Here is an 18,506-nt window from a genome sequence, read left to right on the forward strand (position 1 = left end):
TATGGTGACTCTTCGTCAGCCCTACCGAGAAAAAGTCTCCCAGATGGTCAGCTGGGGACACTGGTTCGCCCTGTTCAACATATTGTTGGCTATGGCGCTCGGCAGCCGCTATCTTTTTGTCGCCGACTGGCCAACGACGCTTGCCGGACGAGTATTCTCGTATGTCAGCCTCGTTGGTCATTTCAGTTTTCTGGTTTTCACCAGCTATGTACTGATTCTCTTCCCGCTGACCTTTATTGTCGGCTCGCAGCGGCTTATGCGCTTCCTGTCGGTTATCTTCGCCACCGCGGGGATGACGCTGCTGCTAATCGATAGCGAAGTCTTCACTCGCTTCCACCTGCACTTAAATCCCGTCGTCTGGGAACTGGTGATTAACCCCGATCAGAACGAGATGGCACGCGACTGGCAGCTGATGTTTATCAGCGTACCGATCATCTTCCTGATTGAGATGCTTTTCGCCACCTGGAGCTGGCAAAAGCTGCGCAGCCTTACGCGCCGTCGCCACTACGCGCGCCCCGTCGCCTGGTTTTTCTTTATTTCGTTTATCAGCAGCCACCTGATTTATATCTGGGCGGATGCCAATTTCTATCGCCCGATCACCATGCAGCGGGCCAACTTGCCGCTTTCTTATCCGATGACCGCCCGCCGCTTCCTTGAGAAGCATGGCCTGCTCGATGCGCAAGACTATCAGCGCCGTCTGGTTGAGCAAGGCGCGCCGGAAGCGGTTTCGGTGCAATATCCGCTGAGCGATCTGCGCTATCGCGACCTCGGTACGGGTTACAACGTGCTGCTCATTACCGTGGATAACCTTAACTATTCACGTTTCGAGAAGAACATGCCGCAACTAGCGGCTTTTGCGAAAGAGAGCGTCAACTTTAGCCAGCATATGAGCTCCGGTAACAGCACCGACAGCGGGATGTTCGGCCTGTTCTACGGCATATCGCCGGGTTATATGGATGGCGTGCTCTCGGCGCGTATTCCGGCGGCGCTGATTACCGCCCTCAACCAACAGGGTTACCAGTTGGGCCTGTTCTCATCAGACGGTTTCAGCAGCCCGCTTTATCGCCAGGCGCTGCTGTCGGACTTCTCGCTGCCGGCGGCTAAAACGCAGAGCGATGAACAAACGGCTGACCAATGGATCGGCTGGCTGGATCGCTACGCTCTGGACGAGAACCGCTGGTTCTCGTGGGTATCGCTGAACGGCACTAATATTGATAACAGCCAGCAGCAGAATTTTGCGCGCACCTACGGCCGCGCTGCAGGCAACGTCGATACACAAATTGGCCGCGTGCTGGACGCGCTGCGTAAAGCGGGCAAACTGGATAATACGGTGGTGATTATTACCGCCGGGCACGGTATGCCGCTGGATAACAAGCAGGGTAAATTCGACTGGTCACGTGGCAATCTGCAGGTGCCGCTGGTTATCCACTGGCCGGGAACCCCAGCGCAAGAGATCTCAACGCTCACGGATAACAAAGACGTGATGACGACGCTGATGCAGCGTCTGCTGCACGTGTCGACGCCAGCGAATGAATATTCGCAGGGCGAAGACCTGTTTAGCCCGGCACGCCGCCGCAGCTGGGTCACTGCGGCCAATAGCGATACTCTGGCGATTACCACGCCAACGATGACCGTGGTGCTCGACCACAACGGCACCTACCACACCTGGAACAGCGATGGTGAGAAGATTAAAGACCAAAAACCGCAGCTCAGCCTGCTGCTGCAGGTGCTGACGGATGAAAAACGCTTTATCGCTAACTGATTGATTAATTTTAAATCAATCAGTTGTCGGTCGCTTGCATTCGATGGGGGAACGGGTAATATTATCCTCCACGCGTCGGCACGTAGCGCAGCCTGGTAGCGCACCGTCATGGGGTGTCGGGGGTCGGAGGTTCAAATCCTCTCGTGCCGACCAAAAATTTAACCGGTAGGTTGCTACAACCACCGGTCCCCCTTTAGAACCCGCACTCTCCCTGAGAGCGCGGGTTTTTTAATGTTTGTACTCCCCTTCCCTTTGTGACTGCGATTATCCTGATGGCAAATTGTTAAATTCCATCTATCATTCGACTGTATTCGTTATCATCTGGAGCGGACCCAATGAGAGTTAAAGGACTTACCAAAGGATTTTTTATCCTTATTTTACTGATCGTTACCCTGGCCTTTTTTGACGTACTCTCCCCTTACTATTCCGCTATCCTGTGGGCAGCTATCCTGGCGGTGATATTTAATCCGGTAAAAAACAACATCCGTACGCGCATCGGTGAGCGCAACGGTATCGCGGCGCTACTGACCGTCGTGATTATCTGTCTTATTGTTTTCACCCCGTTGGCGATTATCATTTCGTCGCTAGCCTTCGAACTCAACGTGGTCTACACCAAGTTACAGCACAACGACACCCAGTTTCCGACGGTGGTCGCCAACCTGTTTGCCCATCTCCCGAGCTGGGCCAGAAGTTTCCTCTCCGAGCACAATCTCGATAGCGCGGAACAGATTCAGCAGCAGCTGTCCGATGCCGCCCTGAAAGGCGGGCAGTATCTGGCCGGTAGCGCCTTCCTGATTGGTAAAGGGACCTTTGGCTTTACCGTCAGCTTCGGCATTATGTTATACCTGCTGTTCTTCTTGCTGAAGGATGGCCCCTATCTGGTACTTCTGATCCTTGAATCCTTGCCGCTATCCAATTACGTAAAACAACATCTGTTTGCCAAATTCGCCGCCGTCGCGCGGGCGACGGTTAAAGGCACCGTTGCCGTCGCGCTGGCGCAGGGGGCTCTCGGCGGCTTTGCATTCTGGATTGTCGGTCTTGATGGCAGCATTCTGTGGGGCGCTTTAATGGCCTTTCTGTCGCTCATCCCGGCGGTAGGTTCCGCCATCATCTGGGTGCCGGCGGCGATTTACCTGTTTGCCACCGGGCAATTGTGGCAAGGGGCGTTTATTGTCGGTTTCTTCGTGATTGTCATCGGCCTGGTGGATAACATTCTGCGTCCGCTACTGGTGGGGAAAGATACCAAAATGCCGGATTATCTGATCCTGATTGCCACCCTTGGCGGCATGGAAATCTATGGCATCAACGGCTTTGTCATCGGCCCGCTGATTGCCGCCTTGTTTATTGCCTGCTGGAACCTGTTATCGGGCCGTGAACACGCCGGGAACGCCGACTTACTGGACGAAGAGTTTATTGAAGAAGCCAAAAACAGCCGCGATGAATAGCTAACGCAAGCCTCAGCTTGCTAGTGCATTTCACTATTCATATTGAAAATAATGGTAAATAACTCTTACCATTCACGACAATGATGTTAGTCTGTATTGGTTAGTAACGATAATAAAGGATGATCAACCGTGAAAAAAATCGCTACGCTCGCTGTTTCTCTGCTGGCCGTTGCCTGTGTTTCCACCAGCGCCTTAGCCGCTGAACAGCCGCTGGAGAAAGTCGCCCCCTATCCGAAAGCGGAAAAAGGGATGAAGCGTCAGGTGATTCAGCTGCCGCAGCAGCAGGATGAATCCGCGTTAAAAGTTGAACTGATGATTGGCCAGACGCTGGAAGTCGACTGCAACCATCACCGCCTGGGCGGTCAACTGGAAAGCAAAACCCTGGAAGGCTGGGGCTATGACTACTATGTCTTTGATAAACTGACGTCCCCGGTTTCCACCATGATGGCCTGCCCGGACGGTAAGAAAGAGAAGAAATTTATTACCGCTGGTCTCGGCGATACAGGCCTGCTGCGTTACAACAGCAAGCTGCCGATCGTGGTTTATACTCCGGCCAACGTCGAAGTGAAATACCGCATCTGGAAAGCTGAAGAAACTATCGGTAATGCCGTTGAGCGTTAATCGCCTGCGGTAATACAAAACGGCAGCCCGAAGGCTGCCGTTTTTGTTATAGCGCGATATCCGCCATCGGTTTGCCGCCGGTCAACGGTTTGAGTTCGGCCTGCGGCACCTCGTCCGCCGCGGTCGTCGGCTCGTAGTGTAGCCCCAGCACTTCACTGGTCCACGCCAGCGCCTGCTCAATAGCGGCTGGGTTACCATCCAGACGCATACCGTAGCTCGGCACGATCTCTTTCATCTTCGCCTGCCAGGCCGGCGTCTGTACTTTGTCTTTGAAGACTTTCTCCAACAGCTGCACCATGATCGGCGCCGCCGTCGACGCGCCAGGAGAAGCGCCCAGCAGCGCGGCTACGGTGCCTTCATCATCGCACACCACTTCGGTGCCAAGGCGCAACACGCCGCCCATCTTCTTATCACGCTTGATAATCTGTACACGCTGACCGGCCTGCCACAGGCGCCAGTCTTCTTTGCGCGCTTCCGGGTAGTACTCGCACAGCGCGGCATGACGATCTTTATCTTTCTGCAATACCTGGCTAATCAGATATTTCACCAGGTCGAAGTTATCCATCCCGACGTTAAGCATCGGCAGAATATTCGAGGTATTCGTCGAGGCCAGCAGATCCCAAAGCGATCCGTTTTTCAGGAAACGGGTCGAGAAGGTCGCGAATGGCCCGAACAGCACCACGCGTTTGCCGTCGATAATACGGGTATCGATATGCGGCACCGACATTGGCGGCGCGCCAACTTCCGCCTGGCCGTAGACTTTCGCCAGGTGATGATTAACCACTTCCGGGTTCTCACACACCAGGAACTGTCCGCCAACCGGGAAGCCCGCGTACTCTTTCGCCTGCGGAATGCCGGTTTCCTGCAGCAGCGTCAGAGCAGCGCCACCCGCGCCAATAAAGATGAATTTGGTTTTGATCGTTCGCTTCTGGTGACGATTGTTGGCATCCGCCAGCGTCACCGTCCAGCTGTTGTCCGCATTGCGCTTAAAGCGGCGAACGACGGTACCCAACTGGAGAGAGAAGTTATCATGCGTCTGTAGCCCGGCGATCAGCTGGCGAGTGATCTCGCCGTAGTTAACGTCGGTGCCCATTTCGGTACGCGTCGCCGCCACTTTTTGCTGCGGATCGCGACCTTCCATCACCAGCGGCGCCCACTCCTTGATCTGCTGATGATCTTCAGAATAGCGAATACCGCGGAACAGCTCGCTCTGCTGCAGCGCCGCGTAGCGCGCGCGCAGGAAGTTAACGTTGTCTTCACCCCACACAAAGCTCATGTGCGGCACGCTATTAATAAAAGATTTCGGCTTAGTCAGGATGCCGCGGGTCACCTGGTGGGCCCAAAACTGACGAGAAATATGGAAGGACTCATTGATATCGACCGCTTTGTCGATATTGATTCCATTGGCGGTTTGCGGCGTGTAGTTAAGCTCCATCAGCGCCGCATGGCCGGTACCCGCATTGTTCCAGCCGTTCGAGCTCTCCTCGGCAACGCTGGTCATCTGCTCGACCATGGTAATAGACCAATCCGGCTCCAGTTCCTGCAGCCAGGTTCCCAACGTGGCGCTCATGATACCGCCGCCAATCAACAATACATCCGTCTCTTGCTCATGGCGGGTGTTGGTCCGATTTGTATTGGAACCAACCGCCTGTGAGCTGGGTACGGCCATCTTTTTCTTCATCGGATTTGAGCCTTACTTTTACTCGCTTTTTTTATTTAGCGCAGGTGAAACGATTCTCGGGATCAAAGGTACCACCTGTACTCAAAAATTTAAATATTGTTTAAATTTTAAGTTGAGTTTTGAGATCTGTTATAAAAATGTTTAATAAATGTGTACACAAAATCACTTTTTGTACTGGTATGATGGTCATTTCCGCGCTATCATCTCCCGTTCTGTGATGGAGCGCACGCCAACAGCGGCTTGTCTCAATTCAAATTTTTTATCATCCGCGAACTTTTATGCCCTCAACTTTCCGCTCTCTCTCTCCGGCGTTGATAACACGCGAGACCCTTGCTGGCGTGCTGACTGCCCTGGCGTTAATTCCTGAAGTCATTTCATTTTCGGTCATTGCCGGCGTTGACCCACAGGTCAGCCTGATTGCTTCGGTAGTGCTCTGTCTGGCGATGGCGGTTCTTGGCGGGCGCCCGGCGATGGTGACGGCGGCGGCAGGTTCTGTCGCCCTGGTGATCGGCCCGATGGTACATCAGCATGGCGTAGGGTATATTCTGCCTGCTGTCATTCTGGCTGGTATAATTCAAATTTTGTTTGGGGTATGCGGTATGGCGCGGTTAATGCGCTTTATCCCGCCACCGGTGATGACCGGGTTTGTTAATGCGCTAGGCATTCTTATTTTTTTCGCCCAGGTTCCCCATTTCTGGAGCAGGCAGCCGCTCATCGTCGGCCTGTTCGTTCTGACGCTGCTCATCGTGCTGTGGGCGCCGCGTTTTATCAAAGCCGTGCCGGCGCCGCTTATTGCTATCGTCCTCCTTACTGCTTATACCGTCACCAGCGGGCAGCTCCTGCCGACCGTGGGTGATGAAGGCGCTATGGGCGGCGGTCTGCCGGGCTTCAACGCGCTGGCGGTGCCGCTGGATTTAAGCACCTTAAAAATTATCTGGCCCTGCGCCCTGAGTATCGCCTTTGTCGGCCTGATGGAATCGCTGCTGACGGCAAAGCTGGTGGACGATCTCACCCATACGCCGTCAAATAAGTCGCGTGAGAGCGCAGGACTGGGGATCGCCAATATCCTCGCGGGCTGCTATGGCGGCATCGCCGGATGCGCGATGATCGGCCAGACTATCGTTAACGTAGAAATGGGCAAGGCGCGTAGCCGCCTGTCGACGATAGTGGCCGGTATGGTACTGCTGCTTCTGGTGACGGTGCTAAGCCAGGTGATGGCCAAAATTCCAATGGCGGTGCTGGCCGGGGTCATGGTGATCGTGGCGGTGAAAACCTTCAGCTGGCAGAGTATTCGCCCAACCGCGCTGGCGCGCAATCCGTGGCCGGAAACGGTGGTCATGGCAGCGACCGTCGTCGTGACGGTCACTACCAGTAATCTGGCGATCGGCGTACTGGCGGGGCTTATCGCGATGGCGCTCATCCCTCGCCGCCTGCGCGTAAAAGCGCAGCTTACATCAGAAACAGCGTCGCCAGACCAAGGAAAATAAAGAAGCCGCCGGTATCGGTAATCGCGGTGATCATCACGCTGGAGCCAACCGCCGGATCGCGCCCCAGCTTGACCATCACCATCGGGATGATAACCCCCATCATCGCCGCCATCAGCAGGTTGAGCATCATCGCCAACGTCATCACCCCGCCAAGCTGCGGGTCATCGTACAGCCACCAGGTGATAGCGCCCATTATCCCGCCCCATACCAGGCCATTAATCAGCGCGACGCCCATCTCGCGCAGGATCAAAAAGGTAAAACTTCCCGGCTGGATCTGCTGCAGCGCCATCGCGCGGACGATCATGGTGATCGTCTGATTGCCGGTATTCCCACCAATCCCGGCGACGATGGGCATCAGCGAGGCCAGGGCCACCAGCTGCGAAATCGTATGTTCAAAGCCGTCGATCACCCGTGAAGCGATAAACGCCGTACAGAGGTTCACCGCCAGCCACGCCCAGCGGGTTTTCACCGCTTTGCTCACCGGCGCAAAAACATCATCATCTTCGCTCAGACCGCCCATCCGGCGCAGGTCGTTATCGGTCTCTTCGTACACCACATCGACGATCTCATCGATGGTCAAACGCCCCATCAGCTTGCCGTCGGCATCAATCACCGCAGCACTCAGTAAGTCATCACGCTCGAAGGTACGCGCCACTTTTTCCGCCTCTTCCTGCGGCTGGAAAGTCACCGGATCGCCTTCCATCACTTCGCCAACGCGCTTTTGCGCATCATTGAGCAGAATAGTCTGCAGCTCCAGCTCGCCAAGCAGCAGTTTATTACGGGTGGTGACGAACAGTTTGTCGGTGTTTTCCGGCATTTTGCCCAGACGGCGCAGATAGCGCTGTACCGCCGCCAGAGTGGCTTCCGGGCGTACGGTAATCACTTCAAATTCCATGATCGCGCCAACGGTGTTATCGGCGTAGCGCATCATCTGACGAATGCGCGCACGTTTATCCGGCGGCAGCGTCGCCAGCAGGCGGCCGGTTAAGTCGCGCGGCAGGTGCTGCAACAGGTAAACCTGTTCATCAATATCCAGCGATTGCAGGGCAAATATCAGGTCGTGATCGCTCATCTTGTCGATGAGATCGCCCCATACGCTCTCTGACGCCTCCAGCAGCACCTCGCCGCGCTTGTCATCGGCAACCAGCCCCCACAGCGCGGTACGCGCGTCATAGGGCAGCGCTTCCAGGGCATCGGCGAGGTCCGGCGGCGGCAGATGCGACACCAGCACTTCCACTTCCGCCAGGTCATCGGCCAGCGTCCCTTCATCATAGCGCTCCGCGAGGGTGAGTTTCCCCAGCAGCGCGGAGGTGACGGCTTTATCAGTGCTCAATAGCCAAATCAGGCGGGCGCGTTCTTCATCGCGTAATCGGGCGCTTTTTTTATGCAAAACGGACATCGCTCAGGCAATCCTTGTGAGAATAGAAGTCGACCTGCATGGCCGCAGCCATAAGCATAGCGCGAGGAGGGAGAAATAATAACCGCCAGCAATTTATCTGCCGCAAAAACCAGCAATATGTCCCGAACGGGCGAGCACGCCCGATCGGGTAATCAGCAAAACCGTCAGGCGGTACGCGCGACCGCGTCGCGGGTCGCCAGTTCGCGCTCAACGCCGGTGAGCTCGCTAAGCTTGCCACTGCGCATCTCCAGCAGGCGATCGGCATGCTGGAAATAGTGATCATCGTGGCTGATGGCAAACACGGTTTTCCCCATTTGCTGCATCAACGGCAATAGCACCTGATAAAACTCGCGGCGGAAATGCGGATCCTGATCCGCAGCCCACTCATCGAGCAAAATGATATCGCGCTCTTCGGCCAGCGCCAGCAGCAGCGCCACGCGTTTTTTCTGCCCTTTAGACAGCTTCAGATCGAGGATTTTCCCCTCTTCCAGCTGCAGCTTGTGGTCCATCTTCAGATACGCCAGCCACTTCGCGACCAACGCCGGATCGGCGCGTTCGCCTTTTGGCCCTAACAGACGGTCGAATAGCCAGACATCGGTAAACACCGCCGAGAACAGTTTGCGGTAATCTTCTGGTTTTTCCGCCGCCAGCGGCTGACCATCAAGTAGGATCTGCCCGGAGAGTGGTTGATACAGACCGGTCAGTAGCATCGCCAGCGTCGACTTGCCGCTGCCATTGCCGCCAATCAGAAACACCAGTTCGCCGCGTTTGAGAGTTAAATTAATCGGCCCGACGGCAAAACTGTTATCCGGATAGTGGAACGACACGTCGCGCAGCTCCAGGGTCTGCCAGTGCGGATGCGCCTGCGGCTCGGGGAAACCGGCGCGATAAGGCGCCAGCGCGAACTGATGCAGTTTATTGAATGCCACCTGGGCGCTGAGCAAGGTCGGCAGCGCCCCCACCGCTGACAGCAGCGGTGTGCGCAGGAATAACAGCGTCAGAGAATAGGTCGCCGCCACCGCGGTATTGGCCCATCCGAGGCCATTAGCCATCCAGAACACCAGACCGATGGCGCCAAGCATCATGATATTCGACCAATTCACCGCGCTCAGGTGGAAGGTATCGGCGCGGATGATGTGGTGGCGATAGTCGCGGGCATCCGGCAGATACAGCTGATTAAAAACATATTCGGCGCGTTCACGGTTAAGCGTCAGCTCTTTGCGCCCTTCCAGCACCGTCTGATAATCATGATACAGCTTATCTTCGGTCTCGCGCAGCGTCGCCATATGCTTATAGACGCGCGCCACCAGCACAAAGCCGCCCCAGATGGTGACCGCCATCCAGACCGCGGTCACCAGCATCATTTTTCCGGACAGAAACGCCAGGTAGGCGGCGGACCCGAAGGTCAGAATAATGCCCTGCACCAGCTCCGGCAGGCGCACAAAGGCGATGGTAATGTTACGCACGTCGCTGGTTAAGCCCGCCAGCAGCGAAGCGCTGCCGATTTTTTCGATCTTTTCGATTTGGGTGTCGAGAATGCGTTTAATAAATTCGCCGCGCAGGCGATAGACAAAGTGGTGACCAAGGGTGGTCAACGCCAGCTGCGAGCCGAGCGTGACCGCCATCAACAGCAGCAGCAGGCCGAGAAACTCCGGCAGCACGGTGAGCGAGGTATCCACAAGGGAAATCAGGCGCAGGTTAATAAAGGCGATAAGCCCGATACCCAGCGCCGCGCTGAGCAAACTGAGCGCCATGACGGCAATGAACGGCCAGCGGTACTGGCGCCAAACAAGAACAAGTAATTCCATAAGCTACGATCCGGACAAGCAAACAGCCAGCAGTTTAAACGGCTTGCCGACGACAGCAAGAATAATTCTTATTTTTGTTTTTGCCGGTGACCCGCGAGGCGAAAAGTGAGGTTGTAGCGACAGGCGCCGGTCAGCGGATGCTCCCCCGGTTTAAGCGGCTGAATGCCGTGATAGAAGAGCCGTGATTCGCCGCCCCACACCACCACATCGCCATGTTCCAGCAGCAGCCGACGTAGCGGATCGTTACGTTTCAGCCCGCCAAACTGAAACACTGCCGGCAGTCCCAGCGACACCGAAACGATAGGCGCGCGCAAATCCCGCTCGTCTTTATCCTGATGCAGCGACAGCTTCGCGCCCGGCTGGTAGCGGTTAATCAAACAGGCGTCCGGGGAGAAATGCGTATAGCCCGCCTCCTGCGCCGCCTCCGCCGCCAGTTGCTGAAAAATCAATGGCATCGGCGGCCAATGTTCGCCGGTCAACGGATCGCCAGGCGCATAGAGATAGCCGTGCGTATCGGTTGTCCAGCCGAGTTGGCCACAGTTGGTCATGGCCACCGACATGGTATAACCGCCAGGGGTCACCATCTGGCGGAACGGAGAAGAGCTGGCCACCGCGGCGATGGCCTGCAGCAGCGCCGGCGCGCGCTGCACGGCGAAGCGGCGTAATATCATCGCCCCGGGGGCCAGCGGCTCCTGCCAGGGCGGCGTATCGGCAAACAGATCGAGCATTATTTCTCCCGCATTTTTGCTTCGCGCGCCAGCAACAGCGCTTTGCGTTCGCTTCCCCAACGGTAACCGGAAAGCGCCCCGCCCTCACGCACCACCCGATGACATGGAATGACTATCGCCAGTTTATTGGCAGCGCAGGCCCCGGCTACCGCTCTGACCGCGCGCGGTTGACCTATGCTGTGCGCTACCTCGCGGTAGCTGCGGGTTTCGCCTGCCGGGATCTGGCGCAAGGCTTGCCAGACCCGTTGCTGGAAAGCGGTACCGCGAATATCCAGCGGCAAATTCACCGCCTGCTGCGGATTATCCAGATGGGCAACCACCTGCGCCACGCGTTCGGTAAACGTATCATCACCCGGCTGTAATTGGGCGCCGGGAAACAAGCTCGCCAGCTCCGCAGATAACGCCTTATCGTCATCGCCCAATAATACGGCGCATACGCCACGTTCGCTGAACGCCACCAGGCACCGTCCTGAGGCGCTATTGCAGCAAACCCAGCTAATCAATATATCTTCGCCGCCGCGTTTAAACTGGCGGGCGGTCATGCCCAGCGTCTCGTTTGCCTGGCGATAATAGCTGGCGGAATCAGGGAAGCCGGCGGCTAATGCCGCGCTGGTGACGTTCTGGCCATGGCTTAATGCTTCGCGTAGGCGCCGCGCGCGCCACGCTTGCTGCCAGGCCTTGGGCGTAAGCCCGGTGACGGATTTAAAAATGCGATGGAAATGAAACGGGCTGACCGCCAGCTGCTGCGCCAGCGCCTCAAGGGTGATTGGCGCCTCTTGCTCCAGCAGACGACAGGCGGCGGCCACCTTCTCGACCCGCTGTTGGTCCGGGTCGAGATTATCCGGCCGACACCGTTTACAGGGGCGATATCCGGCGGCCTTTGCGGCTTCGACATCAGCATAAAAGCGGACATTCTCCCGAAGCGCACGCCGTGAACGGCACGAGGGACGGCAGCAGACGCCGGTGGTCAACACGGCGAAAACAAACTGCCCGTCGGCGCTGGCGTCGCGTTCGCAGACCGCCTGCCAGCAGCGGTCATCGTTAGTCATATCGGCAATCATCGGTTTCATAGCGGGCTCCTGCTGTAAGTGTATCCTTACTTTGCGCCTTGCTCCGATCTAAAAAACTGCGCTTCTTGCTTTTTAATTCTGCTCGCCGACCAAGAAGGTGCGGAACTGCGGCGACATCCAGATCTTAAAGCCATCTCCCTCTTTGACGATCATATAGACCGCCAGCCCCTGCTCGTGTGCCACCTGTTGCGCTTTTTCCGGCCCTAATACCATCAGTCCGGTATCCCAGCCGTCGGCTTCCAGCGCCGTCGGCGCAATCACCGTCACCGATACCAGCTTATGGTTGATGGGGTGGCCGGTTTGCGGATCGATAACGTGAGAAATACGTTTGCCGTCCAGCTCGTAGTAGTTGCGATAGCTGCCGGAGGTACTGATGCCGTGGCCGTTGATATCGACTATCGCCTGCACAGCGTTTTCACGGTCGGTCGGTTTTTGAATCGCCACCCGCCACGGTTTATCGTCGCCGTTCATGCCGCGGCTGACCAGCGCGCCGCCAACCGACACCAGATAGCGGGCGATCCCTTCCTGCTCCATCAGGCGCGCCAGATGATCGGCGGCATAGCCCTCGCCGACGGTGGAAAGATCGACAAATAAATCCGCAATATCTTTTTGTAGATATTGTTTATCGGCGCGGTTAATCACCGTCAGATGCTGCAGCCCGGTACGCGCTTTTGCCGCCGCGATTTGCTGCTCCGTCGGCGTTTTTACCGGCTGCTTATCCGGGCCAAAACCCCATAAATTGACCAGCGGCCCGACGGTAATGTCCATCGCTCCGGCGGTTTTGGCGCCAATACGCAGCGACAGAGTGACGATATCCGCCATCGCCTCGTTCACCGGCCACGGTTCGGTGGTGGCGGCATGATTGAAGCGCATCAGCGCGGAGTCGTTTTTCCAGGTCGAAAGCAGCCAATCATCGCCGTCGAGCTGCGCCTGAACTTTATGGCGTAAATCTTCGGCTTTCGCCGGATCCAACCCAACAACGCTAACGCGCCAGTAGGTCCCCATCGTTTTGCCATCGAGCACGGTGGCGGCGGATTTTGGCGTGGCCGGTGATGTCGCGGAATCACAGCCGGTAAGCAGAACGCAGAGGCCGAAAAAGGCGGCGCGGAAAAAGGTGGTATCCATGAAAACGGGCTCCTGTTACAAAGGCAGCCAGAGTATACCAGCGAGGTTAAACCGGGCATAAAAAAAGGCGCCCGCAGGCGCCTTTTTCAACACTTCAGCTTGCTTAGAACTGGTAAACCAGGCCCAGAGCCACAACGTTGTCAGTAGAGATGCTTGCATCTTTAGTGAACTTGTTGTCGTCCAGCAGGTTGATTTTGTAATCAACGTAGGTGGACATGTTTTTGTTGAAGTAGTAGGTCGCACCCAGGTCAACATATTTCAGGATGTCCTGGTCGCCGTAACGGCCCATGTCTTTACCTTTAGACTGCAGGTAAGCCACGGACGGACGCAGACCGAAGTCGAACTGGTACTGAGCAACTACTTCGAAGTTCTGCGCTTTGTTAGCAAAACCGATGTTACCGGTGCGGGTTGCGTTGTAAGTCTGGGTGTACTGAGTCGCCAGGTAGATGTTGTTGGCGTCGTATTTCAGACCACCGGTGTAGGTTTCAGCGTGATCGCCTTCACCCAGAACACCGTAACGACCACCATCGGTCTTAGACACGAAGGTAGAGTTGTTCTGCTCGTCGGTACGTTTAGAGCTGGAGTACGCGAAACCAGCGCTGATGCCGTCCCAGATATCATAAGTTACGGAGGTGCCGAAGCCTTCGCCGTTCTGTTTCTGGAAGTCACGACCGTTGTTGGTCTGATCTTCGCCGCTCACGCTGCCGTTTTTACCCTGGTACTGCAGAGCAAAGTTCAGGCCGTCAACCAGACCGAAGAAGTCAGAGTTACGGTAGGTGGCAACACCGTTAGCACGGGACTGCAGGAAGTTGTCGGAACCGTAGGTGTCGCCGCCGAATTCCGGCAGAACGTCGGTCCAGGAAGTTACGTCGTAAACAACGCCGTAGTTACGACCGTAGTCGAAAGAACCCGCGTCGCCGAATTTCAGACCCGCGAAGGCCAGACGAGTCCATGCCTGGTCGCTGGAGCTTTCAGTGTTGTTCGCCTGAACGTTGTATTCCCACTGGCCGTAACCGGTCAGCTGGTCGTTGATCTGGGTTTCGCCTTTCACGCCGATACGCATGTAGGTCTGGTCGCCGTCGACGCTGTCGTCGGAAGAGAAGTAGTGCAAACCGTCGATTTTACCGTACAGGTCTAATTTGTTGCCGTCTTTGTTATAAATTTCAGCCGCATTTGCTGCGCCCGCTACCAGCAGTGCTGGTACCAGGAGGGACAGTACTTTAACTTTCATGTTATTAACCCTCTGTTTGTTATATGCCTTTTATTATTGCCACTGCTTACTGATTACCCTTCTAATCAGTCGGCTGTATTCATTGTGCTGCAAAATGCAGAATAATCCAACAAGAATATGATACGAAAACTTCTAAGGTGTTTCAAAATGCGCACAAGATGTTTCAATTTGTAAATGCCAAGGAACTTTTTAGGCGCAATAAAGGTCGCAAAAATAAGCACCAAAAATCAAAAAAATAATATTTTCATTAAAAATCATTGCATTATAAGCATTCAAATGTATAGCACTGAATGGTAAAACAAAATCCTCCCCGAAGACTAAAATAATCCCCGCTATCATCATTAACTTTATTTATTACCGTCATTCAGTTCTGAATGTCTGTTTACCCCTATTTCAACCGGATGCCTCGCATCCGGTTTTTTTTACCCTTCTTTACGTATCTTGAATTATGCTGTGCTAACGCAGCAAAAAAATAACGACTATTAATCAATCAATTCCGAATAAAAGTCAGCCTATTTGGCCAATTTCTTGTTTTTTAGTGCTATTTATCTGCAAGAAATGTCGGTTAATTGTACAAGATCAATTCAACTGTACATATTTGTCGCATCTATGGTTTTGAGAGAAATCTCAGCATTAAAAGATCCCTCAGCGTCAATCTGTTGTATGGATTTCCCGCGTTAGCCTTTATACTTCCTGCCAGTATTCGTTGTGCTGCCCGTCACTATGGCGCAACATCCTGTTTACAAACACTACTGAGCAGCTCTGCCACGCGATGACCCAAAAAAAATTCTCCCTGATCCCCGGTAGCATCACCCGGTTCTTCATCTTGATGGTTATCGTCTTGCTCGCGACGATGGGCGTGATGATCCAAAGTTCGGTTAATACGTGGCTAAAAGACCGGAGTTACCAGGTGGTTGATATCAGCCACGCTTTACACAAACGCATCGATACCTGGCGTTATGCCACCTGGCAGATTTACGACAACATTGCCGCCACCAGCTCAAGTACCTCAAGCGATGGTCTGCAGGAGACGCGCCTGAAGCAGGATGTCTACTATCTGGAAAAGCCGCGACGTAAGACCGAAGCGCTGATCTTCGGCTCTCATGACAGCTCGACGCTTGAGATGACGCAGAAAATTTCCAACTACCTCGATATTTTATGGGGCGCGGAAACCATTCCCTGGTCGATGTATTACCTGAATGGGTTGGATAACAGCCTGATTCTGGTCTCCACCCTGCCGCTGAAAGATCTGTCTTCGAGTTTTAAAGAATCGACGATTAGCAGCGTGGTGGAATCCCGCCGCGCCGAAATGCTCCTGCAGGCAAACACGCTGGACGAACGGGAAACCTTTTCTTCACTGCGTCACCTGACGTGGCAAAATGGCCACTACTTCACACTACGCACCACCTTTAACCAGCCGGGTCACCTGGCAACGGTTGTCGCCTTCGATTTACCGATTAACGACCTCATCCCCCCGAGCATGTCGCTGGACAGCTTCCGTCTCGAGCCAGATCCGGCGCAAAATGGCGCTAGCAGCGCAGACAAAGAAGCCGTTGATAACGTTAGCGTCAGCTTTAATGGCCTGCGTATTGAGATAACCACCGCCATCAATACCACCGGCATGCGGCTGGTGTGGGTCGTGCCGTTCAGCACTTTGCTAATGGAATCCTTACAGAATATTTTACTGCCGCTGCTGCTCACCATTGGCCTGCTGGCGTTAACTCTGTTTGGCTTTACCACTTTCCGCAACTATAGCGGCCGCCGTACCCCCGGCAGCGTAAGCACGGCCCCCGCCGCGGCCAACAGCGAGCTGCGCGCTCAGCGCGCAATTAATGAAGAGATCGTCTCTTTGCTACCGTTGGGCCTGTTGGTGCACGATCAGGAAGCCAATCGCACCATTATTAGTAACCCGATTGCCGATCATCTGCTGCCGCACCTCAACCTGCAGAACATCACCAATATGGCCGATCAGCATCAAGGGGTGATTCAGGCGACGATCAATAATGAACTTTATGAAATCCGCCAGTACCGCAGCCAGGTGGCTCCTCGCACGCAGATCCTGATTATTCGCGACCAGGATAGAGAAGTGATGGTGAACAAAAAACTCAAACAGGCCCAGCGTCTGTATGAGAAAAATCAGCAGGGGCGCATCGCCTTTATGCAGAATATTGGCGCCGCGCTGAAAGACCCGGCGCAGGCTCTGGCGCAGGAGGCGGCGGCCGTCGGGATTCATGAAAGCCGCAAACTGGCGCAGCACGCTGATGAACTGGTTCATCTTGTCGATGAGATTCAGTTGGCGAACTTACTGGAAAGCGATACCTGGAAAACCACCCCCGGTTTGTTCTCCATTCAGGGCTTAATAGATGAAGTGGTTCCTGAAGTCCTGCCGATGGTGAAACGCAAAGGACTTCAGCTGTTAATCAATAATGCGCTGCCGGCCAATGAGCAGCGCTACGGCGACCGCGACGCGCTGCGCCGCACGCTATTACTTCTGATTCAATACGCGATCACCACCACCCCCATCGGTAAAATTACGCTTGAGGTGAGCAAAGATGAATCTGCCGACGATCGTCTGACCTTCCGTATCCTCGATACCGGCAATGGCGTGAGCGGCAATGAAATCGATAATATGCACTTCCCGTTCCTTAATGAGACGCAAGCCGACCAGTACGGCAAAGCCAACGCCCTCACCTTCTGGCTGTGCGACCGGTTAACTCGCAAGCTTGGCGGACAGCTTAATATTAAGGCGCGGGAATCGCTCGGCACCCGCTACTCGCTACACCTTAAAATGGCGGCAAGTGAGGAAGAGAGCGACTCCGGCGAACATCTGCTGGACGATGTGGTCGTGATGATTGACATCACCGCCAATGAAGTGCGCCGCATCGTGACGCGTCAGTTAGAGAGCTGGGGCGCAAGCTGTATCACCCCGGACGAAAGGCTCACAAGTCAAGAGTATGATCTCTTTTTAACGGATAATCCGTCTAATCTTACTGCTTCAGGCTTGCTTTTAAGCGATGATGAGGTTGGGATACGCAAAATTGGCCCAGGCCAGTTGAGCGTCAATTTTAATATCAGCACTGCCATGCAGGAAGCTATCCTGCAGCTGATTGAGCAGCAGCTGGCGCAAGAAGAGGTTCAGCCCTCCTCAACAGGAAACGAGGGGAATGCGGAACTCCATGCCAGCGGCTATTACGCGCTGTTTGCCGACACGGTACCGGATGATGTTCAGAGATTGTATACTGAATTCACCACCAGCGATTTCGCTGCGCTGGCGCAGACCGCTCACCGCCTTAAAGGCGCGTTTGCTATGCTTAATTTGATACCCGGCAAGCAGTTATGTGAAGCGCTTGAGCATCTGATTCATGAACGAGATACTCAAGGTATAGAAAAATACATCAGCGACATTGACGGTTACGTCAAGAGCTTGCTGTAGCAAGGTAGCCTAATACATGAACAATATGAACGTAATTATTGCCGATGACCATCCGATCGTACTGTTCGGCATTCGCAAATCACTTGAGCAGATCGAGTGGGTGAATGTTGTTGGCGAATTTGAAGATTCCACAGCCCTGATTAACAACCTTCCTAAGCTTGACGCGCACGTTCTGATTACCGACTTGTCGATGCCTGGCGACAAATATGGCGATGGGATCACCCTGATCAAATACATCAAACGCCATTTCCCGGAGCTGTCGATCATTGTCCTGACGATGAACAACAATCCGGCGATCCTGAGCGCAGTACTGGATCTCGACATTGAAGGGATCGTGCTGAAACAGGGCGCGCCTACCGATCTGCCGAAAGCGCTGGCCGCGCTGCAGAAAGGCAAAAAGTTTACCCCGGAAAGCGTCTCCCGCCTGCTGGAGAAAATCAGCGCCGGCGGCTATGGCGATAAACGCCTGTCGCCGAAAGAGAGTGAAGTTCTGCGTTTGTTCGCTGAAGGCTTCCTGGTCACCGAAATCGCCAAAAAGCTGAACCGCAGCATCAAGACCATCAGTAGCCAGAAGAAATCGGCCATGATGAAGCTGGGCGTTGAAAATGATATCGCGCTGCTGAACTACCTCTCTTCCGTTTCTCTCACCTCAACGGATAAAGAGTAATTCACATTTCCCGGATGGCGGCAAGCCGCCGTTTCCGGGCCATTCTGAA

The 18,506-nt window shown here is 54.8% G+C and carries 13 protein-coding genes and 1 tRNA gene; 7 read left to right on the forward strand and 7 right to left on the reverse strand.

The features are described 5' to 3' along the window. Position 1 precedes the first annotated feature (1 nt). The 4 genes from yejM to eco all read left to right on the forward strand — a co-directional run bounded on the left by yejM (position 2) and on the right by eco (position 3,828). Entirely contained in the window at positions 2-1,762 is a 1,761-nt protein-coding gene (yejM, locus tag ABLU80_RS11680) for an LPS biosynthesis-modulating metalloenzyme YejM (RefSeq protein WP_047076990.1), read from the forward strand. A 76-nt stretch (positions 1,763-1,838) separates the two neighbouring features. After that, positions 1,839-1,915 (forward strand) — tRNA-Pro (locus ABLU80_RS11685). Positions 1,916-2,097: 182 nt separating this feature from the next. Further along, the gene (locus tag ABLU80_RS11690) at positions 2,098-3,207 is read left to right on the forward strand and encodes an AI-2E family transporter (protein WP_015365665.1); all 1,110 of its coding nucleotides are present in this window, start codon (positions 2,098-2,100) and stop codon (positions 3,205-3,207) included. Positions 3,208-3,336: 129 nt separating this feature from the next. Then, entirely contained in the window at positions 3,337-3,828 is a 492-nt protein-coding gene (eco, locus tag ABLU80_RS11695) for a serine protease inhibitor ecotin (RefSeq protein ID WP_032715000.1), read from the forward strand. Between the two features lie 46 nt (positions 3,829-3,874). On the opposite strand, the gene mqo is transcribed toward eco, so the two are convergent. Further along, positions 3,875-5,509, reverse strand: coding sequence for a malate dehydrogenase (quinone) (mqo, locus tag ABLU80_RS11700; protein ID WP_042893836.1), 1,635 nt, complete (start codon positions 5,507-5,509; stop codon positions 3,875-3,877). 278 nt (positions 5,510-5,787) lie between these two features. Here mqo and ABLU80_RS11705 point away from each other — a divergent pair, with 278 nt between their 5' ends. Then, positions 5,788-6,996, forward strand: coding sequence for a SulP family inorganic anion transporter (locus tag ABLU80_RS11705; protein WP_348849992.1), 1,209 nt, complete (start codon positions 5,788-5,790; stop codon positions 6,994-6,996). Here the strand turns inward: ABLU80_RS11705 and mgtE are convergent. From mgtE to ABLU80_RS11735, 6 genes are all read right to left on the reverse strand, one after another. Continuing rightward, complete coding sequence (gene mgtE / locus ABLU80_RS11710) at positions 6,959-8,395, reverse strand: magnesium transporter (protein WP_015706137.1); 1,437 nt, start codon at positions 8,393-8,395, stop codon at positions 6,959-6,961. The two genes, ABLU80_RS11705 and mgtE, sit on opposite strands and share 38 nt — an antisense overlap. 164 nt (positions 8,396-8,559) lie before the next feature. Beyond that, on the reverse strand, positions 8,560-10,203 hold the full coding sequence (locus ABLU80_RS11715) for a multidrug ABC transporter permease/ATP-binding protein (RefSeq protein ID WP_042893839.1): 1,644 nt from the start codon (positions 10,201-10,203) through the stop codon (positions 8,560-8,562). A 68-nt stretch (positions 10,204-10,271) separates the two neighbouring features. Continuing rightward, positions 10,272-10,931 carry a DNA oxidative demethylase AlkB gene (alkB, locus tag ABLU80_RS11720; RefSeq protein WP_348849993.1) on the reverse strand — a complete coding sequence of 220 codons (660 nt, stop codon included), beginning with the start codon at positions 10,929-10,931 and terminating at the stop codon, positions 10,272-10,274. Further along, a complete protein-coding gene (gene ada / locus ABLU80_RS11725) occupies positions 10,931-12,001 on the reverse strand; it encodes a bifunctional DNA-binding transcriptional regulator/O6-methylguanine-DNA methyltransferase Ada (RefSeq protein ID WP_348849994.1) in 1,071 nt (356 codons plus the stop codon). Before ada ends, alkB begins: the two co-directional genes overlap by 1 nt. A gap of 72 nt (positions 12,002-12,073) precedes the next feature. Next, on the reverse strand, positions 12,074-13,126 hold the full coding sequence (gene apbE, locus ABLU80_RS11730; RefSeq protein ID WP_348849995.1) for an FAD:protein FMN transferase ApbE: 1,053 nt from the start codon (positions 13,124-13,126) through the stop codon (positions 12,074-12,076). A gap of 103 nt (positions 13,127-13,229) precedes the next feature. After that, entirely contained in the window at positions 13,230-14,357 is a 1,128-nt protein-coding gene (locus ABLU80_RS11735) for a porin OmpC (protein WP_015706141.1), read from the reverse strand. Between the two features lie 772 nt (positions 14,358-15,129). On the opposite strand from ABLU80_RS11735, the gene rcsD reads away from it, so the two are divergent. Both rcsD and rcsB read left to right on the forward strand, forming a co-directional pair. Further along, on the forward strand, positions 15,130-17,790 hold the full coding sequence (gene rcsD / locus ABLU80_RS11740) for a phosphotransferase RcsD (protein ID WP_020078260.1): 2,661 nt from the start codon (positions 15,130-15,132) through the stop codon (positions 17,788-17,790). Positions 17,791-17,806: 16 nt separating this feature from the next. Further along, the gene (gene rcsB, locus ABLU80_RS11745) at positions 17,807-18,457 is read left to right on the forward strand and encodes a response regulator transcription factor RcsB (protein WP_015365624.1); all 651 of its coding nucleotides are present in this window, start codon (positions 17,807-17,809) and stop codon (positions 18,455-18,457) included. Positions 18,458-18,506 lie beyond the last annotated feature (49 nt).

The sequence above is a fragment of the Klebsiella sp. CN_Kp104 genome (genome assembly GCF_040064515.1).
Classification (GTDB): domain Bacteria; phylum Pseudomonadota; class Gammaproteobacteria; order Enterobacterales; family Enterobacteriaceae; genus Klebsiella; species Klebsiella aerogenes.

Excerpts from the sequence above, each read along its gene's own strand:
- yejM (WP_047076990.1), top strand. The coding sequence starts at position 2 with ATGGTGACTCTTCGTCAGCCCTACCGAGAAAAAGTCTCCCAGATGGTC.
- ABLU80_RS11690 (WP_015365665.1), top strand. The coding sequence starts at position 2,098 with ATGAGAGTTAAAGGACTTACCAAAGGATTTTTTATCCTTATTTTACTG.
- mqo (WP_042893836.1), bottom strand. The coding sequence starts at position 5,509 with ATGAAGAAAAAGATGGCCGTACCCAGCTCACAGGCGGTTGGTTCCAAT.
- ABLU80_RS11705 (WP_348849992.1), top strand. The coding sequence starts at position 5,788 with ATGCCCTCAACTTTCCGCTCTCTCTCTCCGGCGTTGATAACACGCGAG.
- mgtE (WP_015706137.1), bottom strand. The coding sequence starts at position 8,395 with ATGTCCGTTTTGCATAAAAAAAGCGCCCGATTACGCGATGAAGAACGC.
- ABLU80_RS11715 (WP_042893839.1), bottom strand. The coding sequence starts at position 10,203 with ATGGAATTACTTGTTCTTGTTTGGCGCCAGTACCGCTGGCCGTTCATT.
- alkB (WP_348849993.1), bottom strand. The coding sequence starts at position 10,931 with ATGCTCGATCTGTTTGCCGATACGCCGCCCTGGCAGGAGCCGCTGGCC.
- ada (WP_348849994.1), bottom strand. The coding sequence starts at position 12,001 with ATGAAACCGATGATTGCCGATATGACTAACGATGACCGCTGCTGGCAG.
- apbE (WP_348849995.1), bottom strand. The coding sequence starts at position 13,126 with ATGGATACCACCTTTTTCCGCGCCGCCTTTTTCGGCCTCTGCGTTCTG.
- ABLU80_RS11735 (WP_015706141.1), bottom strand. The coding sequence starts at position 14,357 with ATGAAAGTTAAAGTACTGTCCCTCCTGGTACCAGCACTGCTGGTAGCG.
- rcsD (WP_020078260.1), top strand. The coding sequence starts at position 15,130 with ATGACCCAAAAAAAATTCTCCCTGATCCCCGGTAGCATCACCCGGTTC.
- rcsB (WP_015365624.1), top strand. The coding sequence starts at position 17,807 with ATGAACAATATGAACGTAATTATTGCCGATGACCATCCGATCGTACTG.